The following is a 25,380-nucleotide window of genomic DNA, read 5'->3' as shown; positions in this document are numbered from 1 at the left end:
CATCATAACTGGGTGGGAGAAGACTTAACTGGTCTTGGTTATTGGTCTTCCATACTACTTTTCGGCTCATAACTAAAGTTACGATCCTTTAGCAGTAATTCAAAAAAAAGAGGCCGCCTTTTTAGACAGCCTCTTTTTTTTTACTGCTTTGCCTCTTTCTTGGCAACTTCCAAATGTTCTTTTAATTCCTGGCCATATTTGGATTTGGCTACTTCAGGAGAAAGCGAATTGTTTATGGAATCCAAATATTTAAGGTTGGCATCCGAAACTTCCTTTACGGCAATGTATGGGGCTACATACGAATCTGCATTGTTTAGCGCAAAATTAATGGCGTAAAGGTATCCTCTCTTAACATTTTTATTGGTTAAATTCTGAAGGGAATCAAAAGCAACGGAGTCACTTTGGGTTTTGGGATCCATACTCAACCTTGCGTATTCCAAATTCTTAGTATTGAACTTGGACATTACTTCCAGATATTCTTTTAGCTTCTCATTACTTTTAGATCCCTCAATCTTGGCATTTAAGTCGAAGGTGTTCCAATTGGTATTAATGGTTATATTTCCAGGCTCGCCAAAGAAAGTAATTCGGTCATTAATACTATTGTTGTCCTTTTTGTCCAAGTACAGGTAGAACAACTCTGGGCTTTCCAGTTCTGTTGAAAAGGAAAAATTGCCATCACCATCCACAACAAGAGAATCGACTGTTATTAGGGTGGTGTCTGCAATATATTGCAGGTATAAGGTTCCTTTTTTTAAACCCTTTACATTACCGGTAACGGTCATAGTGTTTTCAGTACTGCCTCCACAGGAGATAATAACTATTGCCAGTACCGCGACCATTAAAATTTTCTTCATAGCATTTTTATTGAAGCGCAAATATCAATAAAGTTTATGGAATTTTAAACTTTTGATGCAATTTCCATAAGAATTGTACAAAGTATGGCACCGCCAGTACCAACTACATAGCCAAAAACGGCCAATAAAACCCCAACCGAGGTTAAGGATGGGTGAAATTCCGCAGCAACCACAGGGGCCGACGCCGCACCTCCCACGTTGGCCTGACTGCCCACGGCAAGAAAGAAATAGGGTGCCTTGATCAACTTGGCTACAAGAATCAATAAAACGGCATGGATCGTAATCCAAACAAAACCAATGGCAATCAGGCCAGGGTTTTCAAGTACCTTGCCCAAATCCATCTTCATGCCAATAGTTGCCACTAGGATATAAATAAAAACGCTCCCCAATTTACTTGCACCCGCACCTTCATAACTCTTGGCTTTGGTAAAGGAAAGCGCTATTCCTACTAGGGTTGCAAGGACCACCATCCAGAAGAAGCTGGAGCCTAAAAAGGATAAAAAACTTTTATTATCGCTAACACTTTCATAGGTGCTTATCAAATATGAACTGATATAATCCCCAAAAAAATGGGCAATGCCAACTCCTGTAAAGGCAAAGAAAAGCATCATCATATAATCCTTCAAAGTGGGAACCCGGGTTATTTTTTCGGTGAACTTAGAAACTTTTATTCTAAGTTCTTCAATAGCCGAGGTGTCCGCTTTAAGCCAACGGTCTATTTTTTGTGTTTTGCCCACGCCCAATAAAATAACGGCCATCCAAACATTGGCAACCACAATATCAACCAAAACCATTCCCCCGTACTTATCAGGGTTGTACTGGTATATTTCGAGCATTGCAGCTTGGTTGGCCCCACCTCCGATCCAACTACCGGCAATAGTGGCCAATCCTCTCCAAATGGCATCAAAATCGTTCCCGCCAACGGTTTCAGGAGAGAATATAGATATTAATAATATGGCCAAAGGCCCCCCAATGATAATTCCAATCGAACCGGTCAAAAACATTATCAAAGCTTTGGATCCCAAATTGGCTATAGCCTTAAGGTCAATACTTAAAGTCATTAAAATTAAGGCTGCAGGCAGTAAATATCTACTGGCCATAAAATATAAGTTGGATACCTCGTCCGATATTAAGCCACTACTGGCTAAAATAGAGGGTAATACGTAACACATTAGTACTGCTGGGACTATATTGTAAAATTTACTCCAAAAGCCAGTTTTTATGGAAGAGGTGTAGAATATAAATCCAAGACAAAGGGTAAGAAGTCCAAATACAACGGTATCGTTGGTAATGATCGGGTCGCTCATAAAATCTATTCAATAGGGCTTGTCAATTGCGCCAAATATAATCAAATTAAAATATGCTGTTTTATATAATGGGCCACCCCATCCTCAGAATTTTTCAGGGCTAGATCGCTGGCAATGTGTTTTACTTCTTCCCGTGCATTGGCGACTGCTATGCCACGTCCAACGTTTTGCAGCATTTCAATGTCATTGTAGTTATCCCCAAAGGCAATAACGTCATTTAAACTTTCATGTTCTTGAAGTAATAGTTTTATGGCCGTTAATTTGGAAACCGACTTGGGGGCAATTTCGATCAGAGTGTCATTGGACCTATAGAGGTTCAATGTTTCGGAAAAATTATTTTGTAGTACAGGGAAAAGAATATCGGTATTTTCCTTATTTCCCATCAGCATAATCTTGTGGGCTCCCATTTTTCTGGCTGTCCAAACCTGTATGGTTTCTTTTGTGCCTCTGTAAGTGGGAAGTGTTTTTGTGTACTTTATTTCTTTTTGTACCCGCTCGGAATCCATTTCCACATACCATTCGCTATTTGAATAAAGCCCTAGCTGAATTCCTACTTCATCGGCCATGTCATAAATGGAAACTATTTGCCCCATATCAATATAAGTGGAGAACAATTCTTTGGAACCATGTAGTACCAAGGCCCCATTATAACATATGATAGGTTCGTTTTCTATTCCTAGATTTTTTTGAATATAGGTCATGGATTGTGGCATTCTTGCAGAAACCAATATAATCCTCAGGTGTTCCTTAATTCTTTTGATCTCGGCAATGGTAAAGTCGGACACATTATCTTTAAAAGTCAATAAGGTGCCGTCCAAATCAGAACATAAAATTTTAAAATCCATATTATAAGATAGGGAATTTTAGTTTTTAAATCGTTTCGTTTTCAAAGATATAGTTTCAATATAAAATAGGGCATCGATTTGTTGGAATAGTGCTTTTGGAAAAACTATTTGGGATTAAAAAAGTTGATAGCTACTGCCAGAATAATTGAATAAAAGTCCTTAAGTTTTACTATTACTCGTTTTAAAATCCTTGGTTTTCTTCTTTTTGGGATTTTTAAAAAGCCTTTTAAAAAAACCATCTCTTTTTACCGCCTCGCAATCCAGATTGCTCATCACAGCCGAGCTAGGATTGGGAAATTTTGCCTTGGTTATATAATTGAAGGATTTATCGGCATTTAGTTTCTGTAACCACAAAGCAAAAATGGGCAGTGCCGCATTGGCCCCCTGTCCCAAACTGGTACTGTTGAAGCCAATTTCATGATTGTCCAATCCTACCCATGTAATATTAAGTAGCCTAGGTGTCAAGGCTACAAACCAAGCATCTTTGTTGTTCTGTGTAGTTCCTGTTTTTCCGGCAATGTCGTTTTTAATTCCGTAGGTGGTGCGTATACGGGCAGCGGTGCCACTATTTACAGTAGCCTTCATCATCTCTATCATTATCTGGCCATTTTCTTCGGAAAAGGCTCTTTTTTCGGCTACTGCAGGTTTAAAAATCTCTATTATAGAGTCCTTTTCGTTAGTAATTCGCTCAATTAAAAAAGGGGTAACAGATTTACCGTTGTTCAAATAACTGGCATAAGCACCTGCAAGTTCATTGATCTTAATTTCGGCAGTACCTAAAGCCAATGAGGGCAATGAGGGCAATTTGGTGTCGATACCCATATTTTTGGCTTGTTGTATCACCTTGGGAATGCCTGTTTTTTCCAACACCTTTACTGCAACGGTATTAACAGAGTTACTCAAGGCCTCTTCCATAGAGTAATTTAGGTAGGCCTCGTCTTTTTTGCCAGAATTGCTGGGGGACCAACCTTCCATATTTTCGTAGGCTACCTCCTGAGCGGAAAAGTAAGTACATGGCGCTATGCCATTTTCCAGGGCGGCGGTGTAAACAATGGGTTTAAAGGCAGATCCCACTTGGCGTTTGCTTTGAGAAATGTGGTCGTATTTAAAGTGTTTAAAATTAATTCCTCCTATCCATGTTTTTACGGCTCCTGTTTTAGGGTCTATGGATAGGGAACCGGTATTTAAGAATTTAAGGTAATGCAGTAGGCTATCCACTGTACTGGCAGAACGCATTTCATTTTGGTTCCAATCGCTTAGTTGTATTTCTTTTTTTAAGTTCATGGAATCCATTATTTGATCCTCTTTTAGTCCCGCATTTTTCCACTTTTTATAGGGTTCTGAACTCTGTATTATTTTATTGATGAGTTTTTTATCACTTTTCCATGGCGCTCGATTGCCGTAACTTTTTTCGAAATTGTTTTGAAGTCCTTTCATATGTTGTACCATAGCCTCTTCTGCCAAAATTTGCATTTTGGAATCCAATGTGGTGTATATTTTAAGGCCAGAAGTGTAAATATTATAATCTTGTCCCTTTTCCTTCTGCGCTTTGGCCCAACCTAACATTTGTTTTCGCACTTCTTCCCTAAAATAAGGAGCAATTCCCTGATCATAATCGTATTCCCTGTAATTAAGTTTTAGCGGAAGTTGTTTAAGACTATCTACCTCCTGTTGTGATATAAAATTATTGGAATACATGGACTGCAACACCAAATTTCGTCTTTTAAGGCTGTTCTTTGGGAATACACGGGGGTTATAGCCATAGGTTGCCTTCAACATGCCTACAAGGGTTGCGCTTTCTTCCAGTTTAAGGTCCCTTGCTGATTTGTTGAAGAATTTTAAGGAAGCACTTTCTATTCCGAAGGTGTTGTCACCAAAAGAAACCGTGTTCAGATAGAGCATTAGTATATCGTTCTTGGAATAAATTGATTCCAGTCTTGAAGCTATTATCATTTCCTTCAATTTTGATATGGCCAGATTGAACTTTCCGGATTTTTCTCTGGGATATAGGTTTTTTGCAAGTTGTTGACTAAGCGTACTACCGCCACCAGCAGATTGATCTTGCATCAGAATGGTTTTGAATGCTACTCGTAGCAGGCTCTTGTAGTCTATTCCGCTATGATCGTAAAACCGCTCATCTTCAATAGCTACCAAGGCCTCTGTCAAGTTTTTTGGTACAGCTTCGAATTGTATGGGTTGCCTATCAAACAAAAAATATTTTCCTATCAGTACGCTATCTGCAGAATAGACCTCGGAAGCTCTTTGGTACTTAAAATCAGTAAGCTCACCTGTATTGGGTATCTTGCCCCAAGCGCCTAAATATATGGCCAGCAGCAACAAGAAAATACTGCTTCCGACTGCCAATAAAGAAAGTATTCCAATCCGTAGGAATGGATTTTTTATTTTCTTGAACATCAATTTTATTAATTAAGTACTGCAAGATCAAATTAAAAAATTAAATGGGAGCACTTCTTAACAATTACTTAAATTCCAATTTGTTATTTTTGGAGGCCAATTTCAAGCATCGCAATTTAATATTCAGCTCTAAAAACAGAGAGTTCCATCAATCAATATTTTGACTCAAAAGACATCACTTGAAGGCAAGTGAATCCAATAATAAGAACAATTAAAAATATAAATGAAAAAAATAATTGCACTTTGTTTTCTTATGCTTCAACTTAGCTACGGAAATGATATGGAATGGTCTAAGACCGGACACAGGACGATAGGGGAAGTTGCACAGCAACATTTGTCAGGCAAAGCAAAAAGAGCTCTCAACAACCTTTTAAATGGACAAGGTTTAGCCTTGGTTTCAAATTTTGCAGATGAAATAAAGGCAGATAGAAGCTATGCCAAATTTGGGCCCTGGCATTATGTAAATTTCCCAGCGGACAAAAAATATACAGAGGTTGAGCCAAGTGAGGCGGGAGATATAGTTAAAGGAATTGAAAAGTGTTTGGAAATTGTTAAGGATAAAAACAGTAATTCGGCAGATAAAGTGTTTTATTTGAAAATGTTGGTCCATTTGATCGGTGATTTGCACCAGCCTATGCATGCGGGCAGGCTGGAAGATAAAGGAGGGAATGACGTTCAATTGCAATGGTTCGGAAGAGGCACGAATTTACATAGACTGTGGGACTCCAACCTGATCGATGATTATGGGATGAGCTATATGGAATTGGCAAATAATTTACCCAGACTAGACAAAAGTGAAATTAAGAACATTCAGCATGGCAATATATATGACTGGGTAGAAGAATCCCAGGATGTGGCCAATGAACTGTATCTTTCTGTAGAGGAAGGCGAAAAATTGGGGTATGCCTACAGTTATAAGTATTGGGCTACAGTGGAAGAACAACTTCAAAAAGGTGGTCTGCGCTTGGCCAAAGTTCTTAATGATCTTTTTTTGTAAGTTGCTTTTAGCAATATTGATATACCCCTAAAATGCCTATAGGATAATATTGGAAACTACAATGCTTAAAGGTCCTATGAATATCCAAAATATTAAGACGACATTCCAATGCATTGGAATGTCGTAAACCAAACCTCTTACTTTTAGATCGGTAGTTGGTCCTGTGAAAAAGGTGATTTAATAATGAGCAATTCAATGGTTGTTGTAGTGGTCTTCCAATCCAGGGTTTACGTTGATTTATTTCTACTTGTTATCGAAAAAAACATAACTTTTGACCAATATTTATATTGATTGGCAAAGTTGTTGAGTTATAGTTATTGTAGTTGGGTGTGAGGAGACTAACGTAAATGCCTGGTAGGTTAGGGGCAGTATCCAACTAAAATAACAAAGGCATAAAAAAATCGGTTTACGCAACCGATTTTTTTATTGAATAATTCTAAAAGTAATATTGATCCTTTCCTGTATGGTTTTGGCAGTTTTTGGAATTTGGTGATACCAACAATGCTGGGTTTCACCTTTCATAAGCAGCAAACTCCCATGTTCCAATAATATTTTTTGTTTTAAATCCTTGTTCAATTTGTGTTTTAGATGAAAGTATCGTTCTTGCCCGAGGGTTATAGATGCAATTATTGGATTTTTGCCCAAGGCCTTCTCATCATCTGCATGCCAGCCATTGCTATCCTTGCCATTTCTATATAGATTTAATAAACAACTTGTAAAGTGTACATCTATTTCCATTTGCAGCTTATTCCTCAATTCCAGCAACTCGGCCGTAAACGCATGGGGGTGCATGGTAATGTTGGAATAGGAATAGGGTTTGCTATTATCTCCAAATAATGCGGTTAACCTTGGCTGGGGGTATGTCTTACCATAAACAGTAATATTATCCTGTTTCCAAGGAGTAGTATCCTTGAGAACCTTGAAAAAATAATCTGCCTCGTTTGTATTTAGAAATTCGGGATAATAACCAATGTCGCTATCGGGGAGTTGAAGGTCTATTCTATTGGCAAATATTTCGCTCACGATTGCAGCACACTTTTCAGTTCGTTTCTGTATTCGGACGGATTCTGACCAGTAAATGCTTTAAAGGACTTGTTGAAATGTGAGAAATTGTTGAATCCACTTTCAAAACATACCTCTGTTATACTAATGGGCTTTTCTGCCAATAATTTTGAGGCATGTACCAATCTACACTCATTAACAAACTGTACAAAAGTCTTATTTGTTATTTTTTTAAAGTATCTGCAGAACGACGGTACTGTCATACTCACCAAATCGGAAATCTCTTCCAAGGTTATTTCTTCCTTAAAATTTGTTTTTACGTAATTGAAGACAATATTTATCCTGTCATTATCCTTCACTTCTGTTTGAAGTGAAAAACCTTGGGCATTCAATACTTGATATTCCTTGGAGTTGCCCAGTTCATTTAGGATGTTTAGAATGGAGAGAAGACGTTGGAAATCTGTTTGATACTCCATGATTTCGATTTTTTCGCCAATTTTTTTCTTGGTACTACCTGTGAAGGCCACACCTCCACTTGCAATTTGAAAAAGGCTTTGAATTTTTCTCATTTCCGGAATTTTGAAAAAGTCGTTGCCTAAAAAATCCTGCTTCATTTGTACCACACTTTCATTTTTGTTGCCTGTAAGTACATCTGTGAATCCACAGTGTGGTAGGTTAGATCCAATTAAAATAAGATCGCCATCGGTATAATAGGAAACGTGGCTTCCAATTTGTCGCTTTCCGGAACCCCCATTTACATAAACCAGTTCAATTTCAGGGTGATAGTGCCATACCCCAATTTTATTAGGGTTGTGTTCATCAAACTGTTGATAGGTGTAAGAATGACCGAAATCAGGTTCTATGACCTCAAAAGTAGGCTTAGGTATCATAAGATAATTTCATTAGGTTATGTAAAGGTAATACGGCTATTTTGGACAATTCTGTGCAAATTTAACCTAAATGTGTCTAAAATTAACCTCTTAACTATTATTTAATATACCACGATGGTAAAATAGAATAGAAACTGGAGAATTCTGGAGTAGTGGGAAGGGAATTACTGGTCTACATTTGCCATATAAATGATTTATTAATATTAAATCCTAAATGTTATGAAAGCAGTTTTAAAATTAACAGCAATGGCAGCCTTATTACTTAGTAGTACTATCGCATTGGCCAACGATCCAGGAATGTACTTGACAACAGTTAAAGAAGCAAAAAGATTGGTTCTTAAATTAAATAAGCAAACCGAATCTTCTCTATTAACTTTGACAGATACGAATAAGCACCAAATATTCGTGGAGAATATCATGGAAGATGAGGATTACTCTAAAAAGTTCGACCTATCTAAATTGGAAGAAGGCCTTTACTTTTTAAAGATGGAAAGTCTTACCAGGACTGTGGAATTCACCATAAGTGTAGAGGATTCTGAGGTAAATGTAATTGCACGTGACGAGATAACAAAACCATTCTTTAGAAAAAACGGTGATGTTCTTTATTTAAATTATTTGAACCAAAAACTAAGTCCTGTAGTAATTAATGTTGTAGACAGTGCCAACAGGGTTGTCTTTACTCAAAAATTTGATAAAGAATTGGTTGTAGGAAAGGTTTTCAACTTTACCAATGCTGAAAAGGATGACTATACAGTATCTGTAAGCGAAGGTACCACAACTTATTACGAAACTATTTCGGTGAATTAATTTATTAAAAGCAAATGTCATTAAAGTAAAAAATAGGGGCCCGATGGGCCCCTATTTTAATTTCACTATTATGCGAATTTTTTAAGTCGATCCCTTTTGTATTCAGGTAGCGAAGGGTTATCGATCGCTTTTTGAAGTAATAAGGGGTCTTTTTCCTTTGCAAGAATAATTTGAAAGCATTCTTTTACAGTCAGGGTGTTTTCGGATTTTTTCAGCATGTTGAGCTTATCTCCGTTTTTTATCTGGCCTTCCTCCAGTATACGAACGTAGGTTCCGGAATAACCATAATCTATGAATTCCTTTAATATTTTGGCATTGCCAAAGCGAACTCCCAACTTGTAGCAGGGTTCCCTGGGTTGTGAGACCTGAACCACAACATTTCCAATTTTATATATATCGCCAATTCTCATTTCTGATTCATCCATGCCTTCTACGGTAAGATTTTCTCCGAACATTCCCCAGTCCCAATTTAATTCAGGATATATGCCTTTCCAATGCGGATAGTGATCTGATGCAAATAGATAACAGGCTTTGTTGATTCCTGCATGGTGCACCCTATCTATAACGGTATCCTTTAGAACATCCATTTTACCTAGAAAAAGAGGTTCGTCCGTAGGATATTTAAATATCCCTGTTTGCTCCTCCTTTCCATTCCAAAGAAAGGTGGTGGCTGTTCCTATATTGGTAGAGATGACTTTCATAATATAAAGATAGAAAACCACTGTAGATTAATATTAGGATGGTTTTATTTTATTTTGACGTTTGCCCTATTCAGGTACGTTCAAATTTTTTGTTCTACAGAGATTTTTGGCGAGTGGGTTTTAGCCTTGGTACGCTATATCCCAAAATAGGAATATGCCCAGTACATAAGTGCAAATTGTATCGGAATTCTAAGTAGTAGGATCCATTTTGGTATCCCTGCCCCTTCCTTTTTGCCCTTCAACATATAAAAGTGCACCAATAAAAACACGGTCAACATTAAAATGATGCCAATTATGGAAATATTTTTGGTTTCTGGAAAGCACAGGCCAAGACCCAGAATAATTTCGGCCAGGCCGCTGAGGTATACCAGAAGTTTATGATTGGGCAAATACCTAGGCATTATTCTCAAATATATTTTGGGAACAATAAAATGCATGATACCGGCAATGACATAAATCGATCCTAAAAGGTAAAGGTGCCAAGGGTATTCCATTTGGTAAAGATATAAATAAAAGAGGCTGATTTACCTAAGTAATTCAGCCTCTTAATTGTTAGTTGGAAATGATTATTTCACCATTTCATAACTTCTTTTAATGAACTTAGTAAGTTCCTCACCTTTCAAAAGTCCTTTGGACAAACGTGCCAAATCAAGGGATTGATTAATAAGTCGCTCCTTCTTCTTAGCAGTCTTTGTGTTTAGGATTTCCGAAACCAATTCATGGTTGGTATTTACTACTAAATTGTACATTTCCGGCATATTGCCCATACCGAACATTCCACCGCCACCAGATTGTTGCATTTCTTTCATACGGCGCATAAACTCCGGTTCCGTTATGATGAACGGAGAAGAGCTACTGTCCATAGGTTCCAATTGAATAGTATAGCTTTTATTATTGATAGCTGTTTCAATATCTGTTTTTAAGGTTTCTTTTTCCTCATCGGACAGTTTGGATATTTGGGTATCCTCCTTTTTGATTAGATTGTCCAAATGATCTGCATCTACTCGTGCAAAGGAAATCTTCTCTTTGGAGGTTTCCAATTTTTGCATTAGGTGCGACACTATAGGGGAATCCAGTAATAATACTTCAAAACCTTTTGCCTTGGCAGCCTCAATATAACTGTGCTGGTCTTCCTTGTTGGAGGCATAGAGCAATACCAATTTATCGTCCTTGTCCGTGTGATTGGCCTTTAATTTCTCCTGTAGTTCCTCAAATGTATAATAAGCTCCGTCTACCGTAGGATATAGTGCAAATTTGTCCGCTTTTTCAAAGAATTTGTCTTCGGAAAGCATTCCGTATTCAATAACGATTTTGATATCGTTCCATTTTGCCTCAAAATCTTCCCTATTGTTTTTAAATAAAGAACTTAATTTGTCGGCTACCTTACGAGTGATATAGGTTGATATTTTCTTAACGGCTCCATCGGCCTGTAAATAAGAACGGGAAACATTCAAAGGAATGTCCGGAGAATCTATAACCCCTCTCAGCATGGTCAAGAATTCGGGAACAATTCCCTCTACATTATCAGTAACAAAAACTTGATTTTGGTATAACTGAATCCTATCCTTTTGGGTATTTAGATCATTGGTCAATTTTGGGAAATACAAAATCCCGGTTAAATTAAACGGATAATCTACATTTAAGTGTATATGGAATAAGGGCTCCTCAAATTGCATGGGATAAAGTTCCCTGTAAAACCCTTTATAATCCTCATCCGATAATTCCGTTGGCTGTTTTGTCCAGGCCGGATTAGGGTTGTTAATTATATTGTCTACTTCCTTTGTTGGCGCTGGATCCTCTTCTTTTGCGCCTTCTGGTTTAGGAAGGGTCTCGGTTTTAGTTCCAAACTTAATGGGAATAGGCATAAACTTGTTGTACTTGCTAAGTAAACTGCCAATTTTCCCTTCTTCCAAAAACTCTGTTGAGTCATCGGCGATGTGGAGAATAATTTCCGTTCCACGAGTTGTTTTTTTAGCCTTTTTAAGAGTGAAATTAGGAGAACCATCACAAGACCAGTGTGCTGCAGGTTCGTCTTTATAGCTCTTGGTTATAATCTCCACTTTGGAAGCAACCATGAATGCCGAATAGAATCCTAATCCAAAGTGACCAATAATACCTGAGTCTTTGGCAGAATCTTTGTATTTGTCCAAGAATTCTTCAGCCCCTGAAAACGCAATTTCGTTGATGTATTTTTGTACTTCCTCTTCGGTCATACCGACACCTTGATCAATAATATGGATTTTCTTTCCCTCCTTATCAATCTTTACCTCAATAAGAGGATTGTCATATTCAACTTTGGATTCCCCTATAGTGCTCAGGTGCTTAAGCTTTAAAGTTGCATCTGTTGCATTCGAAATTAGCTCCCGTAAAAATATTTCATGATCGCTGTATAAGAATTTTTTTATGAGCGGAAATATGTTTTCTACTGAAACATTAATCTTGCCTGTGGCCATACTTCTATTTTTTTTAAGTTTACGACTTATCATTGTCAAAAAAAATACCATTCTTAGCAGAGGTGACAAACTGGCATTCTTTAAAATGGTTTAAATTGGTTCATTGTCAAATTAAATTTATGTTTTATTGGATTGGGCATATGATTTTTGTCAGTACAAAACCGTATATTTTTGTCTATATTCGGTCTCATCAAAATTATTACTCATATTTTAGATTTTATATTAATGAAAAGGTGTGGGTTACCCACTTTAATTAAAAATTAAATTATCCAACACATGTTCAATTCAAAAATAACAGGTTTGGGCTATTATGTGCCTGACAATGTGGTTACCAACGACGATTTATCCAAAAAAATGGATACCAATGATGCTTGGATCCAAGAGCGGACTGGCATTAAAGAAAGAAGGCATGTGAAAAAGGGTGATGGTGATACCACTACCACCATGGGTGTGAAAGCGGCTAAAATTGCCATTGACCGTTCTGGAATAGATAAGAATGATATCGACTTTATTGTCTTTGCAACATTAAGTCCGGATTACTATTTTCCTGGTCCAGGAGTTTTGGTGCAGCGCGATTTGGGTATAAAAACAGTTGGAGCTTTGGATGTGAGAAATCAGTGTTCCGGTTTTGTATATGCCCTATCCGTCGCAGACCAATACATAAAAACAGGTATGTATAAAAATGTGTTGGTAATAGGTTCCGAACTGCATTCCCACGGACTGGATATGACCACTAGGGGTAGGGGGGTTTCGGTGATTTTTGGTGATGGTGCAGGAGCAGCAATCGTTAGCAGGGAGGAAGACACTACCAAAGGTATACTATCCACTCATTTGCATTCCGAAGGTCAGCACGCTGAGGAATTATCCTTAATTGCTCCTGGGATGGGGAAGCGTTGGGTCAATGACATTTTGGTGGATAATGACCCCAATGATGAATCATATTTTCCATACATGAACGGACAATTTGTTTTTAAAAACGCAGTAGTACGTTTTAGCGAAGTGATCATTGAGGGGTTAAAAGCTAATAATTTGGAGGCAAAGGATATAGATATGTTGGTTCCACATCAGGCCAATCTTAGAATATCCCAATTTATACAAAAGAAGTTTGGCCTAAGTGACTATCAGGTTTTTAATAATATTATGAGATATGGGAATACTACGGCAGCTTCCATACCTATTGCCTTGACCGAAGCTTGGGAGATGGGTAAAATTAAATCGGGCGATTTGGTGGTACTGGCCGCCTTTGGAAGTGGCTTTACCTGGGGAAGCGTCATAATTAGATGGTAAAGCATTATTATGGAGTAAAAAGTTGTAAAAAAGCAAAACCCGGAACAGTTGTTCCGGGTTTCTTTCATTGATAGACTATACTAAACACTAACCATTAACTATAAATATATAGCGTTATCAATGACCAAATTTTTATATTTTACTTCTTAATTTCTATCCCTTAAGGTACGAATAATCCATTCTCTCCTTGCAAGCATTAACACACTTTAACATCAATATGATAATGTGTTAACACCTAGTTTTGGGTATATAAATACAAAAAACAAAATCCAATAAATAATAATTGCATTCAGGCTATAGGATTGGGGGAACTATGCCTGTCAACAAATTAAGGACTTATTATTTTATTTTCAAAATATAGATGCAGCAACTTTGTAATTGTTTTAATTAAAGTGACTTTAATTTTGCTTAAAATTATTGTTGAGGAATCAGATGGATGTTAGGTAAATAATGCTTCTGAATAGTAATTGTGTTGTTTAATTATTTGTAAATCAGATATTAAGGACTTTGTTGTTCAGGGTGTAATACATATAACCTTTTACAAGGTTCTGGATTAAAGGGCTACCTTAGCATTACTTTTTTTGTTCGAAAAAAATGTAATTTTACCTAGGTTGCACGCCGCCAAAATGCAATTTGTATCGGTGAATTGTAATCCGGCTTTAAGTCGTTTTCTTAACTATTTGGAATTTGGGATTGTTGAAGTAAGGAATATTTACTCCTTGTTGCCAATTGACCAAAGACCTAACTATGGTATTTATTTTGCTAATTGAAAATATCTGGGTGCTGTGGCTTTGGCAAAAGCACAAAAATTAATGATAGTGAATGGCTTGGAAATAGAGTTGAAAAAAGGTGGTTTGCTTTGTTTTCTAAATTTTCTTTTAGAAAGAATCCCTTAATTTAATGGTATAAAATTGTAATTTTGTGCTTATGGAATTTTCTTCTAAATTACTCGAAAATGCGGTATATGAGATGTCCCAATTGCCAGGAATAGGCAAACGCACGGCATTGAGGTTGGTCTTGCATCTTTTAAAACAGCCAAAGGAGCAAACTGCTAGATTGGCGGAAGCCCTGGTCAATTTAAAGGACAAAATAAAGTTCTGCAAGAACTGTCATAATATTTCGGATGTAGAGGTATGTGAGATTTGCTCCAATCCGAAGAGAGATGAGGGTGTTGTCTGTGTAGTTGAAGATATTCGTGATGTAATGGCAATAGAGAATACAGGACAGTTTCAAGGCCTGTACCATGTTCTTGGGGGTAAAATTTCCCCGATGGAAGGTGTTGGTCCTCAAGACTTGACTATTTTTTCTTTGGTAAACAAAGCAAAACAGGGAAAAATAAATGAATTGATTTTTGCGTTAAGTTCAACTATGGAGGGTGATACGACCAATTTTTATATTTACAAGCAACTGGACGGGTTGGATATTAAAACTTCGACCATAGCAAGGGGTATTGCTGTAGGGGACGAATTGGAATATGCGGATGAGGTTACTTTGGGGAGGAGTATTCTTAATAGGATTCCATTCGAGAATTCATTAAAAGTCTAAATATCATTAGTGAAAAGTATGAATAAAAGGCAAAAAAATGGTCTTTTATTTATTATTTTTGCAAATTATTAATCATTATTAGTGTATTAAATAGGGATATGTCAAAATTTGAACTAAAATTACCACAAATGGGCGAAAGTGTTGCAGAAGCTACACTTACCTCCTGGCTGAAGGAAGTTGGAGATGCCATAGAAATGGATGAAGCTGTTTTTGAAATTGCCACCGATAAGGTAGATTCCGAAGTTCCGAGTGAGGTAGATGGTATTTTGGTTGAGAAATTATTTAATATAGACGATGTTGTTAAGGTGGGGCAGACGGTTGCTATTATAGAAATAAACGGAAGCGGAATGGACGGGGACCATGATCAGGACGATCATGTTTCATCAATAAAATTGGATTCGCCAACAAAAGAGGTCGAAGAATTGGAAGTTGGGGTAAAGGAAGCTCGGGAAACTGCAACCGCACCTGTATTGGATTATAGTGGTACAGATCGATTTTACTCCCCTTTGGTTAAAAATATTGCAAAGCAGGAAGGTATAACTATTGTAGAACTTGATACTATAGCAGGAACTGGAAGTGAGGGAAGGGTGACCAAAAATGATATTTTGGATTATATAGCTGCTGGAAAATCAAGTGGCGGACAACCTTTTAGTGAAAATGCGGAAACACGTATAGAAACTCCGAGGGCTAAGGTTGAGCAAGAAGAAAAGCCTGTTCCTGTTAAGCCAGTGGAACCAAAACAAGAAGTTGTTAAACCGGCTTTGGAGAAGGGTGTGCCGGATAATGGGGATGAGCATATACCATTGACGCGAATGGGGAAATTAATTGCCCACCATATGACGGCCAGCATTGCTGCCTCGGCCCATGTGCAAAGTTTTGTTGAGGTTGATGTTACCAATGTAGTGAATTGGAGAAATAAGGTTAAGGGTGCCTTTGAAAAAAGGGAAGGCGAGAAGCTAACCTTTACCCCGATCTTTATGGAGGCAGTGGCCATTGCCTTGAAAAAATATCCTATGATAAATATATCTCTAGAGGGAGATACCATTATAAAGAAAAAGAATATAAACATAGGTATGGCTGCGGCATTGGCTGATGGAAATTTAATAGTTCCCGTTATTAAAAATGCCGATCAGTTAAATCTGGTGGGTATGGCAAAAGCTGTAAACGATTTGGCCAATAGGTCCAGAAATAATGCATTGAAGCCAGATGAGGTTAAAGACGGTACTTACACTGTAACCAATGTTGGAACTTTTGGCAGTGTTTTTGGCACCCCAATTATCAATCAACCACAGGTTGGTATTCTGGCGCTGGGTGCTATACGTAAAATACCTTCTGTAATTGAAACCAAGGAAGGCGATTTTATAGCTATCAGAAGTAAAATGTATCTCTCCCATAGTTATGACCATAGAGTGGTAAACGGTGCTCTAGGGGGTATGTTTGTAAAAGCGGTAGCCGATTATCTAGAGGCCTGGGATGTAAATAGGGAGGTGTAGTTATTGCCTTATATCAATGTCTATTTATTAAAGGGTTATGCGTATTGTGCTGTGTTCAGAATAATGGGTCTTGTAATAGGACTTAGTTCTACTATCGGTTCGGCACCTAACAATGCAATCAATAGCAGGTTGTAATGTTCTGGTGGATACTACCTACCCCTTAATGAAAATAGTAACACCTGTTGGCAGGATTGTAGTTGTTTGTCGAATAATGTTGGTTATTCTTTTCCCGTACCTTTTGTAAAAACTATATTTGCATAAAGAACCTACAGCATGCAATTAAAGCTTACAAGACCTATATGTTTTTTCGATTTGGAGACTACTGGAACCAATGTGGCCAAGGATAGGATAGTCGAGATTGCTATTCTAAAGGTATATCCAAATGGAAATAAGGAGAGCAAGACGTGGTTGGTTAATCCAGAAATGGAAATCCCTGCCGAAGTGGTGGCAATTCACGGCATTTCCAATGAAAAGGTGGCAAATGAGCCTACCTTTAAACAACTCTCCAAAGAGATTCATAAAATGATCAAGGACTGTGATTTGGGAGGTTATAATTCCGATCGCTTTGATATTCCGCTTTTGGCGGAAGAGATGCTACGCGCCGAAATTGATTTTGATATGAAGAATGCTGTTTCTGTAGATGTGCAGACCATTTTTCATAAAATGGAGAAAAGGACCTTGGAGGCCGCCTATAAATTTTATTGCGATAAAGATTTGGTGGATGCCCATAGTGCGGAGGCAGATACCACTGCAACTTATGAAGTGCTTTTATCGCAATTGGATAGATATCCCGAATTGGAGAATAATATTAAAAAGCTATCGGAATTTACTACAAGAAAACAAACGGTGGATTTTGCTGGATTTATAGTGTTGGATGAGGAGGGGGAAGAGGTTTTTTCTTTTGGAAAACATAAGGGGAGAAAAGTGCATGATGTCCTGGAAAAAGAACCCGGTTATTTTGGTTGGATTTTGAATGCCGATTTTCCTTTGTATACCAAAAAGGTTTTGACTCAAATAAAATTGAGCAAATTGAACAACAAACTGGGGTAGAAGTTGGGTGGTTTTGAAAAAATGTTCAATTTCTCAATGGCTTGCGCAGGTCTATTCTTCGGTCTGATCATAAAAATGCCAAATTCTAAAGTACACTTATTATTATGAAAATTATTTGTATTGGCCGTAATTATACGGAGCATATAAAGGAATTGAATAACGAAAGACCCACAGATCCGGTACTGTTTATTAAGCCGGACTCCGCAGTTTTGCCCAAGGAACAGGATTTTTATATACCTGAATTTTCCCAAGATGTTCATTATGAAGTTGAGGTATTGGTAAAAATAAAAAAAGTAGGTAAACATATAGATGTTCAATTTTCCCATACCTATTATGATGAAATTGGTTTGGGTATCGATTTTACGGCTAGGGACATTCAATCTCAATTAAAAGAGAAGGGATTACCTTGGGAAAAGTCAAAGGGTTTTGACGGGTCTGCGGTAATTGGTAAATGGTTGCCAAAATCCAAATTTAAGGATTTGAATAATATAAATTTTCAACTTAAAAAGAACGATAAATTGGTACAGGAAGGTAATACCGGTTTAATGCTGTGGAAGATTGATGAAATAATATCCTATGTTTCGCGTTTTTTTACATTAAAAAAAGGCGATATTATTTTTACTGGAACACCTGCTGGTGTTGGTAGAATAAGTGCAAATGATTATCTTTCGGGTACTTTGGAGAATGAACAAATGTTCTCATTAAATATAAAATAAATGATTTATAGTCTGGACAAGATAAATGAAATGGCCGATGGTGATGATGAATTCATTAAATCTGTCGTTGCTGTTTTTTTGGAAGAAGTGCCTCAGGATTTAGATGAACTTGAGAAGGCACTGGGGTTGGAAAATTATGATAGTGTTTATAAATTAGCGCATAAAATTAAACCTAATGTAGATTTGTTGGGCATGGAGCAGACGCGTGAAATAGCCTTGCAGATTGAAACTTTGGGAAAAAAGGAAGAGAATACCGCGGAAATTCAGCGACTGGTGCCCTTGCTTAAAAAGGATGTTCAGCAAGTGGTTTCAGAATTGAAAAATGACTTTAAGATTTAATGTTTGCTGAAATAATAACTATTGGCGATGAGATTCTCATTGGTCAGATTATAGATACAAATTCTGCTTTTATTGCCCAGGAACTCAATAAGATTGGGGTCTCTGTTTATCAGATTACATCTGTACAAGATGAAAAGATGCACATCTTGGAGGCTCTTAAAGAAGCGGAATCCAGAGCCGACATCATAATAATGACAGGGGGTTTGGGTCCAACCAAAGACGATATTACCAAACATACCCTTTGCGAATATTTCGATGATAGTTTGGAGGAGAGTCCAGAAGTACTGGCCCATGTTGAGGCTATCTTCAGAAAGCACCTTGGAATTCCCTTGTTGGAGGTTAACAGAAATCAGGCATTGGTACTTTCCAAGGCCGTTGTTCTCCACAATGAATTTGGTACAGCTCCGGGAATGTGGATTAAAAATAAAGGAAAAGCCTTTGTTTCATTGCCAGGTGTTCCCTTCGAGATGAAAAATTTAATTACGTCAAAGGTTATACCTAAAATCATAAAGGAGTTTAAACGCCCTTATATTGTTCATAGGACTATTGTTACCTATGGTATTGGGGAAAGTTCGCTTGCAGATAAGATAGCATCTGTAGAGGATAACCTGCCCAGTTTTGTGAAATTGGCCTATCTGCCGAGTCTAGGCTCTGTAAGGTTAAGGCTTACAGCAAAGGGAAGCGACAGTGAATTGATAAGTTCAGCCGTCAATACCCAGGCTGAAAAAATTAAAAAGTTGATTGGCGACCTTGTTTTTGGCGAGGAAGGGGATGAGTCTTTGGAATCGGTTATTGCACAATTATTGACCAAAAAGGGCATGTCCTTGGGTACGGCAGAAAGTTTTACGGGAGGTAAAATTGCCCAACAGATAACTAGCATGCCAGGGGCATCGTCTTACTATAAGGGGAGTATTGTAAGTTACGCCACAGAAGTCAAAATAGAGGTGCTTAAGGTGTCTAAGGCAACTATAGACCAGTATTCGGTAGTAAGTGCAGAGGTTGCCTTGGAAATGGCTGCCAATTTGCGTAAAATATTAAAAACGGATTTTGCTATTGCCACAACAGGCAATGCCGGTCCCACAAAAGGGGATTCCAATGCAGAGGTAGGAACCGTGTTTATAGCCGTCGTTTCTCCCAAAGCAGAAGTAGTTGAGAGATTTCATATGGGAAGTCAGAGAGAAAGAATTGTGCAAAAGTCTGTAAATAAGGCATTTGAAATGCTTCAAAAAGAAATTTTAAAATTCTGACGAAGAATTTTGTCCGTCCCATAAAATTAATTTAAATTTGCACCCTGTTTATAACAAAATAAAAGTAGAGAGATGTCAAAAGTTTGTGATGTTACTGGAAAGAGAGCCATGTTTGGGAACAATGTGTCCTTCTCAATTAATAAAACCAGAAGAAGATTTGATGTAAATCTTTCTAAAAAGCGTTTCTATATTCCAGAAGAAGATCGTTGGGTAACCTTAAAGGTTTCCGCTAAGGCTTTAAAGAGTATAAATAAAAAAGGAATTTCCGTTGTTTTAAAAGAGGCAAAGGAAAAAGGATTAATTAAATAATCCTGAAATACTAAGATAATAATGGCAAAGAAAGGTAACAGAATTCAGGTTATTTTGGAATGTACAGAGCATAAAGAATCTGGCATGCCAGGTACTTCAAGGTACATAACCACAAAAAACAAAAAGAACACTCCAGATAGGTTGGAAATTAAAAAATTCAATCCTATCCTTAAGAGAATGACAGTTCATAAAGAAATTAAATAATACGTCATGGCAAAGAAAACGGTAGCGAGTTTACAAACAAGTTCAAAGAGATTGACCAAGGCCATTAAAATGGTTCGGTCACCTAAAACAGGTGCTTATACTTTTCAGGAGTCTGTAATGAGTCCAGAGGTGGTAAACGACTGGTTGAAAAAGAATTAAGAAACTAAATATATTTGGTTATAAAGCTACTTTCTAATGAAAGTAGCTTTTTTATTTTTATATCTTTGATGAAAAGGAAAATGCCAAGAATATGAGTTTATTTAAGAAAATTTTTTCCACACAAAAAAAGGAATCTTTGGACAAGGGTCTGGAAAAGACCAAGACTAATTTTTTATCCAAACTAAGTAAGGCGGTAGTAGGGAAGTCCAAAGTAGATGATGACGTTTTGGACAATTTGGAGGAGGTATTGGTTTCCTCGGATGTTGGTGTAAATACTACCCTAAAGATTATAGAACGTATTGAGGCAAGGGTCTCCAAGGATAAGTACTTGGGGGTAGATGAACTTAATGTCATCTTGAGGGAAGAAATAGCAGGATTATTATCCGAAACCAATTCCGGAGTTGAGACCGAATTTACTGTTCCTTTGGTGAGAAAACCTTACGTGATCATGGTGGTTGGTGTTAATGGGGTTGGTAAAACTACAACCATCGGTAAATTGGCCTATCAATTTAAAAAACAAGGTCTAAAGGTGATGCTGGGAGCTGCCGATACCTTTAGGGCCGCCGCAATAGATCAGTTGCAGGTTTGGGCAGATCGGGTAGATGTTCCTATCATTAAACAAAATATGGGTAGCGATCCGGCTTCTGTGGCTTTCGACACCCTTAGTTCGGCTCTTAAACAGAATGTGGACGTGGTGATTATTGATACTGCCGGCAGATTGCATAATAAGGTTAATTTAATGAATGAATTAACGAAAGTGAAACGGGTTATGCAGAAGGTGGTGGAAGGAACCCCGGATGAAGTCCTTTTGGTATTGGATGGTTCCACTGGGCAGAATGCATTTGAGCAGGCAAAAGAGTTTACCAAAGCTACTGAGGTAACTTCCTTGGCGGTTACCAAATTGGATGGAACGGCAAAAGGTGGCGTGGTCATCGGTATTTCAGATCAATTTCAAATCCCGGTAAAATATATAGGAGTTGGGGAAGGAATGGATGATTTGCAAGTATTTAATAAGGTTGAGTTTGTAGATTCTTTTTTTAGTGGCAAGCAATGAGGGTAATTCTCAGGGTTTTTAAAGTGGTATTTCTTTTGCTGGTCTTGTTGGTAATAGCATATTTTATGGGTCCCAAGGTGGATAAGCCAGTGTTGACAATGGATTTGCCGGGAGTGGAAACGGATTTAAATATACTGAACAACAATCTTCTTCAAAGAGAAAAGGCCAATACAAAAATTAAGACCAATAATGAATCCCGTATCATTTGGTACGATTCAATTCCCGCTATAACAGAATATTCCATTTTATATCTCCACGGCTGGTCTGCCAGTCATGAAGAGGGAGCTCCCCTGCATTCTGAGCTGGGAAGGAGATATGGAGCCAATGTATATTTGCCGAGATTAAAAGGGCATGGAATTCAGGATGATGATGCCTTTTTGGATTTAACGGCGGCGGATTACTTCGATTCGGCCAAGGAAGCTTTCGCAATTGCAAAAAAAATAGGAAAAAAGGTTATTGTTATGGGGACTTCTACCGGGGGCACCTTGGCACTTTATTTGGCTCATGGTGAGGAAGATATTGCTGGACTTCTTCTGTATTCCCCCAATGTAGAAATCTATGATCCAACGGCACCCATGTTGTCCGGACCTTGGGGATTGCAATTGGTGAAAACTATTATGGACGGCGATTACTACGAGTCCGAGGCAGATTCCTTAAAACGTGCATACTGGACCACAAGGTATAGGGTAGAGGCTTTGGTGCAATTACAGAACTTATTGGATGAAACTATGAAGCCTGAGGTTTTTCAGAAAATACATCAACCTACATTTTTAGGGTACTACTACAAAAATGAGGAAGAACAGGATGAGGTAGTATCTGTTCCTGCCATGTTGGATATGTATGGTCAATTGGGAGTTAAAGATGGCATGAAACGAAAAGTAGCTTTTCCCAATGTAGGCAACCATGTAATGACCTCATATATTACTTCAAAGGACTTGGGTTCTGTAAAGCAGGAAACTATTAGGTTTTTGGAGGATGTTATTAAGCTGCCCCCTCGGGAATAATGTTTTTTAGACATTAATAACTCCAAGAGGGAGATTTTGGCGATTGGACGCTACTCTATTATATCATTTAATTTTTTCCATAAGTCAGAATCAAAGGAGGTTGGTCCCAATTCTTGCTCATCGGCAGAGTCGCCCATCCGTATAACTACCAATCCCTTGCTTGGTACCACATAAAGCTTTTGGTCCAAGGCGCCCAGACCAGCTATGAGGTCGTCCGGAGCATCAGGTATTAATTTTCCAGTGAATAGTTCTTCCGATCCAGGTATTCTAAAGGTGTCTTTTCCATTTAGCCACCAGAGGTAGCCATAAGACTTGTTTAGATCTTGGGATGTATTGGTCATGGCTTCAAAATAACTGGGATCGTCTAGAATTTTGTCACCATCCCAAATTCCTTTGTTGAGGTTCAAGAGTCCAAAACGGGCCATGCTACGGGCATTGCTAAAATATAGATTAAGATAGCCTGTTTTTATCCAAGACCCTTGCATCCCTATTTTGTTTCGTACCTTCTCATTAAAGTAATCCTTGAAATCTTGCTGGACGGCACCACTAACAATATTGTCCAAAAGCGTATAGGCGGCATTGTGGTAATACCAAAATGTGTTGGGGTCATCTTTGTATATTAAACATTCCTTATCGGTACAGAAGCTGTTTTCGCCAGTGAAATCCAGCCCGGTAGTCATGGTAAGATGATTTTTTACGGTAATCTGTTGCTCCTGTTCGGGACTAAGTGTAGACCAGCCTGTTCCTATATAATCCGAGGAGGAATTGTTTATGGATAGTAAACCTTCCTTTTGCGCAATTCCTACGGTAAATGCGGTCAAAGTTTTTGCAGCCGAATTCCAAGTGTGGTTTTTAGAAGCGCTAAAGCTTCCAAAATATTTTTCCATGACAATTTTTCCATCTTTCAATAGGATAAAGGCATCGGTGTTATTGGTTTCAAGGAAGTCGTAAAGTGGCTGTTCTGCACTGGTATTCCATTCCAATTCCTCAAACGATACGGTTTTCCAATCTTCCGAATTCAATGGGGGAAAATACATTTCTTCTTCAGCAGGAAAGGGCACTTCATCATCACTGCTCTTTGAGCATCCCATTACACAGTAAATTACATACAAAGAGGTAATGAGAAAACGAATTTTCATAAGGCTTTATGGCTTAGAGTTCAAATGGTTATAAAGGTTTAACGTTAAAAGAATAAAAAAAGATATATTGGGACTACAATCTTTTTTCAAGTTGTACTTTTGCACTTTATTTGAAAAATATGCGGACTAAGTCACTTAAGAAGAATAGGATCAATGTCGTAACCTTGGGTTGTTCCAAGAATGTTTACGATTCGGAGGTGTTGATGGGTCAATTAAGGGCCAATAACAAGGAGGTTGTCCATGAAGAGGAAGGGAATGTTGTAGTGATAAACACCTGTGGTTTTATTGCCAATGCCAAGGAGGAGAGTGTAAATACCATTTTGGAATACGTTCAAAAAAAGGAAGCTGGAGAAGTAGACAAGGTGTTTGTTACAGGTTGTCTGAGTGAGCGCTATAAGCCGGATCTTCAAAAAGAGATTCCCGATGTGGATGAATATTTTGGGACCAGTGAATTGCCTAATTTGTTAAAGGCCTTAGGGGCAGATTACAAGCACGAGCTTATAGGGGAGCGTTTAACGACCACCCCTAAAAATTACGCCTATCTAAAAATTGCCGAAGGTTGTGATCGTCCATGTTCCTTTTGTGCCATACCTATTATGCGGGGAAAGCACAGGAGTACGCCTATTGAGGATCTTGTTACTGAAGCCAATAAATTAGCAGCCAAAGGGGTTAAGGAGTTGATCCTCATTGCTCAGGACCTTACCTATTACGGACTTGATCTTTATAAGAAAAGAAATTTGGCGGAATTGCTAAATGAGTTGGTAAAAGTGGATGGAATAGAATGGATCAGATTGCATTATGCTTTTCCTACCGGATTTCCAATGGATGTTTTGGAGGTGATGAAGCGTGAACCAAAGGTTTGTAATTATTTGGATATACCCTTGCAGCATATTTCAGATGCCATATTGAAAAGTATGCGCAGAGGAACAACTCAGGCTAAAACAACCAAATTACTACAGGACTTTAGGGCTGCGGTTCCCGAAATGACGATCAGGACCACTTTAATAGTGGGTTACCCAGGGGAGACAGAGGAAGATTTTCAAACATTGAAGAGTTGGGTGGAAGAGATGCGTTTCGAAAGATTGGGCTGTTTTACGTATAGTCATGAAGAGAATACCCATGCCTTTAATCTTATAGATGACGTTCCTGAGGAAGTAAAACAACAAAGGGCTTCGGAGATTATGGAACTGCAGTCGCAGATTTCCTGGGAGTTGAACCAAGAAAAAGTAGGTAAGACACTTCGCTGTATCATAGACCGTAAGGAAGGTAAATATTTTGTAGGGAGATCTGAGTTCGATTCCCCCGATGTGGATAATGAAGTGTTGGTAGATGCTGCAAAGCATTATTTAAAGGTAGGGGAGTTCGTGAATCTAAATATTTTTGAGGCTGCCGATTTTGATCTTTATGGTGAGCCGGTTCAGCTATAGCGAGTATAGGTTTAGGTAGGTGATTGTGGCGATCACAAGTAAAACCTAGACAGTTTTTTATAGGATTTTATTTCGGTTTTAGAGAGGCACAATGGGTTAATTGCCCATTAAAAAGTTATGCTTCAATATTTTTTAT

The 25,380-nt window shown here is 38.0% G+C and carries 25 protein-coding genes; 15 read left to right on the top strand and 10 right to left on the bottom strand.

Annotated elements, in window-relative coordinates; all coding sequences use genetic code 11:
• Window positions 1-140: 140 nt before the first annotated feature.
• The 4 genes from MWU78_RS19950 to MWU78_RS19935 form a co-directional block, all read right to left on the bottom strand.
• Window positions 141-854 carry a DUF4369 domain-containing protein gene (locus MWU78_RS19950; protein ID WP_247001099.1) on the bottom strand — a complete coding sequence of 238 codons (714 nt, stop codon included), beginning with the start codon at window positions 852-854 and terminating at the stop codon, window positions 141-143.
• A 44-nt stretch (window positions 855-898) separates the two neighbouring features.
• Window positions 899-2,161, bottom strand: a complete 1,263-nt coding sequence (locus MWU78_RS19945) for a DUF819 family protein (protein WP_247001097.1) — start codon at window positions 2,159-2,161, stop codon at window positions 899-901.
• Between the two features lie 41 nt (window positions 2,162-2,202).
• Window positions 2,203-3,006 (bottom strand): HAD family hydrolase, encoded by an 804-nt coding sequence (locus tag MWU78_RS19940; protein ID WP_247001094.1) that lies wholly within the window; start codon window positions 3,004-3,006, stop codon window positions 2,203-2,205.
• Between the two features lie 159 nt (window positions 3,007-3,165).
• Window positions 3,166-5,421 (bottom strand): transglycosylase domain-containing protein, encoded by a 2,256-nt coding sequence (locus MWU78_RS19935; RefSeq protein ID WP_247001093.1) that lies wholly within the window; start codon window positions 5,419-5,421, stop codon window positions 3,166-3,168.
• A gap of 223 nt (window positions 5,422-5,644) precedes the next feature.
• Here MWU78_RS19935 and MWU78_RS19930 point away from each other — a divergent pair, with 223 nt between their 5' ends.
• Window positions 5,645-6,418: a S1/P1 nuclease gene (locus tag MWU78_RS19930; protein WP_247001090.1), complete on the top strand. Its 774-nt coding sequence runs from the start codon at window positions 5,645-5,647 to the stop codon at window positions 6,416-6,418.
• Between the two features lie 423 nt (window positions 6,419-6,841).
• Here the strand turns inward: MWU78_RS19930 and MWU78_RS19925 are convergent, their stop codons facing one another.
• Together MWU78_RS19925 and MWU78_RS19920 are read right to left on the bottom strand one after the other, a co-directional pair.
• Entirely contained in the window at window positions 6,842-7,441 is a 600-nt protein-coding gene (locus MWU78_RS19925) for an alpha-ketoglutarate-dependent dioxygenase AlkB (RefSeq protein WP_247001088.1), read from the bottom strand.
• Window positions 7,438-8,310, bottom strand: coding sequence for an AraC family transcriptional regulator (locus MWU78_RS19920; RefSeq protein ID WP_247001086.1), 873 nt, complete (start codon window positions 8,308-8,310; stop codon window positions 7,438-7,440). Before MWU78_RS19920 ends, MWU78_RS19925 begins: the two co-directional genes overlap by 4 nt.
• 219 nt (window positions 8,311-8,529) lie before the next feature.
• On the opposite strand from MWU78_RS19920, the gene MWU78_RS19915 reads away from it, so the two are divergent.
• Window positions 8,530-9,117 (top strand): hypothetical protein, encoded by a 588-nt coding sequence (locus tag MWU78_RS19915; RefSeq protein WP_247001084.1) that lies wholly within the window; start codon window positions 8,530-8,532, stop codon window positions 9,115-9,117.
• A gap of 68 nt (window positions 9,118-9,185) precedes the next feature.
• Here MWU78_RS19915 and MWU78_RS19910 read toward each other — a convergent pair whose 3' ends face one another.
• From MWU78_RS19910 to htpG, 3 genes are all read right to left on the bottom strand, one after another.
• Window positions 9,186-9,818 carry an MOSC domain-containing protein gene (locus MWU78_RS19910; protein ID WP_247001082.1) on the bottom strand — a complete coding sequence of 211 codons (633 nt, stop codon included), beginning with the start codon at window positions 9,816-9,818 and terminating at the stop codon, window positions 9,186-9,188.
• Between the two features lie 134 nt (window positions 9,819-9,952).
• Window positions 9,953-10,312: a MauE/DoxX family redox-associated membrane protein gene (locus MWU78_RS19905; protein ID WP_247001080.1), complete on the bottom strand. Its 360-nt coding sequence runs from the start codon at window positions 10,310-10,312 to the stop codon at window positions 9,953-9,955.
• A 72-nt stretch (window positions 10,313-10,384) separates the two neighbouring features.
• Window positions 10,385-12,271 (bottom strand): molecular chaperone HtpG, encoded by a 1,887-nt coding sequence (htpG, locus tag MWU78_RS19900; RefSeq protein WP_247001078.1) that lies wholly within the window; start codon window positions 12,269-12,271, stop codon window positions 10,385-10,387.
• 276 nt (window positions 12,272-12,547) lie between these two features.
• On the opposite strand from htpG, the gene MWU78_RS19895 reads away from it, so the two are divergent.
• From MWU78_RS19895 to MWU78_RS19840, 12 genes are all read left to right on the top strand, one after another.
• The gene (locus MWU78_RS19895; protein WP_247001076.1) at window positions 12,548-13,558 is read left to right on the top strand and encodes a beta-ketoacyl-ACP synthase III; all 1,011 of its coding nucleotides are present in this window, start codon (window positions 12,548-12,550) and stop codon (window positions 13,556-13,558) included.
• 927 nt (window positions 13,559-14,485) lie between these two features.
• The gene (recR, locus tag MWU78_RS19890) at window positions 14,486-15,103 is read left to right on the top strand and encodes a recombination mediator RecR (RefSeq protein ID WP_247001074.1); all 618 of its coding nucleotides are present in this window, start codon (window positions 14,486-14,488) and stop codon (window positions 15,101-15,103) included.
• 98 nt (window positions 15,104-15,201) lie between these two features.
• Window positions 15,202-16,596, top strand: a complete 1,395-nt coding sequence (locus tag MWU78_RS19885) for a dihydrolipoamide acetyltransferase family protein (RefSeq protein ID WP_247001072.1) — start codon at window positions 15,202-15,204, stop codon at window positions 16,594-16,596.
• A gap of 273 nt (window positions 16,597-16,869) precedes the next feature.
• The gene (locus tag MWU78_RS19880; protein WP_247001070.1) at window positions 16,870-17,646 is read left to right on the top strand and encodes a 3'-5' exonuclease; all 777 of its coding nucleotides are present in this window, start codon (window positions 16,870-16,872) and stop codon (window positions 17,644-17,646) included.
• A gap of 104 nt (window positions 17,647-17,750) precedes the next feature.
• Complete coding sequence (locus tag MWU78_RS19875) at window positions 17,751-18,362, top strand: fumarylacetoacetate hydrolase family protein (RefSeq protein ID WP_247001068.1); 612 nt, start codon at window positions 17,751-17,753, stop codon at window positions 18,360-18,362.
• Window positions 18,363-18,701: an Hpt domain-containing protein gene (locus tag MWU78_RS19870; protein ID WP_247001067.1), complete on the top strand. Its 339-nt coding sequence runs from the start codon at window positions 18,363-18,365 to the stop codon at window positions 18,699-18,701.
• Complete coding sequence (locus MWU78_RS19865) at window positions 18,701-19,948, top strand: competence/damage-inducible protein A (RefSeq protein ID WP_247001064.1); 1,248 nt, start codon at window positions 18,701-18,703, stop codon at window positions 19,946-19,948. The genes MWU78_RS19870 and MWU78_RS19865 overlap by 1 nt, the downstream gene beginning before the upstream one ends.
• A gap of 72 nt (window positions 19,949-20,020) precedes the next feature.
• Window positions 20,021-20,257 carry a 50S ribosomal protein L28 gene (gene rpmB / locus MWU78_RS19860; protein WP_031444792.1) on the top strand — a complete coding sequence of 79 codons (237 nt, stop codon included), beginning with the start codon at window positions 20,021-20,023 and terminating at the stop codon, window positions 20,255-20,257.
• A 21-nt stretch (window positions 20,258-20,278) separates the two neighbouring features.
• A complete protein-coding gene (gene rpmG / locus MWU78_RS19855) occupies window positions 20,279-20,461 on the top strand; it encodes a 50S ribosomal protein L33 (RefSeq protein WP_112373121.1) in 183 nt (60 codons plus the stop codon).
• A gap of 6 nt (window positions 20,462-20,467) precedes the next feature.
• Window positions 20,468-20,620 carry a DUF4295 domain-containing protein gene (locus MWU78_RS19850; protein ID WP_247001062.1) on the top strand — a complete coding sequence of 51 codons (153 nt, stop codon included), beginning with the start codon at window positions 20,468-20,470 and terminating at the stop codon, window positions 20,618-20,620.
• A gap of 91 nt (window positions 20,621-20,711) precedes the next feature.
• On the top strand, window positions 20,712-21,674 hold the full coding sequence (gene ftsY, locus MWU78_RS19845) for a signal recognition particle-docking protein FtsY (RefSeq protein ID WP_247001060.1): 963 nt from the start codon (window positions 20,712-20,714) through the stop codon (window positions 21,672-21,674).
• Window positions 21,671-22,678, top strand: coding sequence for an alpha/beta fold hydrolase (locus MWU78_RS19840; RefSeq protein ID WP_247001058.1), 1,008 nt, complete (start codon window positions 21,671-21,673; stop codon window positions 22,676-22,678). Before ftsY ends, MWU78_RS19840 begins: the two co-directional genes overlap by 4 nt.
• A 50-nt stretch (window positions 22,679-22,728) precedes the next feature.
• Here the strand turns inward: MWU78_RS19840 and MWU78_RS19835 are convergent, their stop codons facing one another.
• Window positions 22,729-23,817 (bottom strand): serine hydrolase domain-containing protein, encoded by a 1,089-nt coding sequence (locus tag MWU78_RS19835; protein ID WP_247001056.1) that lies wholly within the window; start codon window positions 23,815-23,817, stop codon window positions 22,729-22,731.
• Between the two features lie 119 nt (window positions 23,818-23,936).
• Between MWU78_RS19835 and rimO the strand changes: the two genes are divergently transcribed.
• Window positions 23,937-25,244, top strand: a complete 1,308-nt coding sequence (rimO, locus tag MWU78_RS19830) for a 30S ribosomal protein S12 methylthiotransferase RimO (RefSeq protein ID WP_187588046.1) — start codon at window positions 23,937-23,939, stop codon at window positions 25,242-25,244.
• Window positions 25,245-25,380: the final 136 nt, after the last annotated feature.

Source organism: Arenibacter sp. F26102, from assembly GCF_023015865.1.
In the GTDB taxonomy this organism is placed as follows: domain Bacteria; phylum Bacteroidota; class Bacteroidia; order Flavobacteriales; family Flavobacteriaceae; genus Arenibacter.
This window is presented reverse-complemented; position numbering and strand designations above follow the sequence as displayed.

Excerpts from the sequence above, each read along its gene's own strand:
- MWU78_RS19950 (WP_247001099.1), bottom strand. The coding sequence starts at position 854 with ATGAAGAAAATTTTAATGGTCGCGGTACTGGCAATAGTTATTATCTCC.
- MWU78_RS19945 (WP_247001097.1), bottom strand. The coding sequence starts at position 2,161 with ATGAGCGACCCGATCATTACCAACGATACCGTTGTATTTGGACTTCTT.
- MWU78_RS19940 (WP_247001094.1), bottom strand. The coding sequence starts at position 3,006 with ATGGATTTTAAAATTTTATGTTCTGATTTGGACGGCACCTTATTGACT.
- MWU78_RS19935 (WP_247001093.1), bottom strand. The coding sequence starts at position 5,421 with ATGTTCAAGAAAATAAAAAATCCATTCCTACGGATTGGAATACTTTCT.
- MWU78_RS19930 (WP_247001090.1), top strand. The coding sequence starts at position 5,645 with ATGAAAAAAATAATTGCACTTTGTTTTCTTATGCTTCAACTTAGCTAC.
- MWU78_RS19920 (WP_247001086.1), bottom strand. The coding sequence starts at position 8,310 with ATGATACCTAAGCCTACTTTTGAGGTCATAGAACCTGATTTCGGTCAT.
- MWU78_RS19915 (WP_247001084.1), top strand. The coding sequence starts at position 8,530 with ATGAAAGCAGTTTTAAAATTAACAGCAATGGCAGCCTTATTACTTAGT.
- MWU78_RS19910 (WP_247001082.1), bottom strand. The coding sequence starts at position 9,818 with ATGAAAGTCATCTCTACCAATATAGGAACAGCCACCACCTTTCTTTGG.
- MWU78_RS19905 (WP_247001080.1), bottom strand. The coding sequence starts at position 10,312 with ATGGAATACCCTTGGCACCTTTACCTTTTAGGATCGATTTATGTCATT.
- htpG (WP_247001078.1), bottom strand. The coding sequence starts at position 12,271 with ATGGCCACAGGCAAGATTAATGTTTCAGTAGAAAACATATTTCCGCTC.
- MWU78_RS19895 (WP_247001076.1), top strand. The coding sequence starts at position 12,548 with ATGTTCAATTCAAAAATAACAGGTTTGGGCTATTATGTGCCTGACAAT.
- recR (WP_247001074.1), top strand. The coding sequence starts at position 14,486 with ATGGAATTTTCTTCTAAATTACTCGAAAATGCGGTATATGAGATGTCC.
- MWU78_RS19885 (WP_247001072.1), top strand. The coding sequence starts at position 15,202 with ATGTCAAAATTTGAACTAAAATTACCACAAATGGGCGAAAGTGTTGCA.
- MWU78_RS19880 (WP_247001070.1), top strand. The coding sequence starts at position 16,870 with ATGCAATTAAAGCTTACAAGACCTATATGTTTTTTCGATTTGGAGACT.
- MWU78_RS19875 (WP_247001068.1), top strand. The coding sequence starts at position 17,751 with ATGAAAATTATTTGTATTGGCCGTAATTATACGGAGCATATAAAGGAA.
- MWU78_RS19870 (WP_247001067.1), top strand. The coding sequence starts at position 18,363 with ATGATTTATAGTCTGGACAAGATAAATGAAATGGCCGATGGTGATGAT.
- MWU78_RS19865 (WP_247001064.1), top strand. The coding sequence starts at position 18,701 with ATGTTTGCTGAAATAATAACTATTGGCGATGAGATTCTCATTGGTCAG.
- rpmB (WP_031444792.1), top strand. The coding sequence starts at position 20,021 with ATGTCAAAAGTTTGTGATGTTACTGGAAAGAGAGCCATGTTTGGGAAC.
- rpmG (WP_112373121.1), top strand. The coding sequence starts at position 20,279 with ATGGCAAAGAAAGGTAACAGAATTCAGGTTATTTTGGAATGTACAGAG.
- MWU78_RS19850 (WP_247001062.1), top strand. The coding sequence starts at position 20,468 with ATGGCAAAGAAAACGGTAGCGAGTTTACAAACAAGTTCAAAGAGATTG.
- ftsY (WP_247001060.1), top strand. The coding sequence starts at position 20,712 with ATGAGTTTATTTAAGAAAATTTTTTCCACACAAAAAAAGGAATCTTTG.
- MWU78_RS19840 (WP_247001058.1), top strand. The coding sequence starts at position 21,671 with ATGAGGGTAATTCTCAGGGTTTTTAAAGTGGTATTTCTTTTGCTGGTC.
- MWU78_RS19835 (WP_247001056.1), bottom strand. The coding sequence starts at position 23,817 with ATGAAAATTCGTTTTCTCATTACCTCTTTGTATGTAATTTACTGTGTA.
- rimO (WP_187588046.1), top strand. The coding sequence starts at position 23,937 with ATGCGGACTAAGTCACTTAAGAAGAATAGGATCAATGTCGTAACCTTG.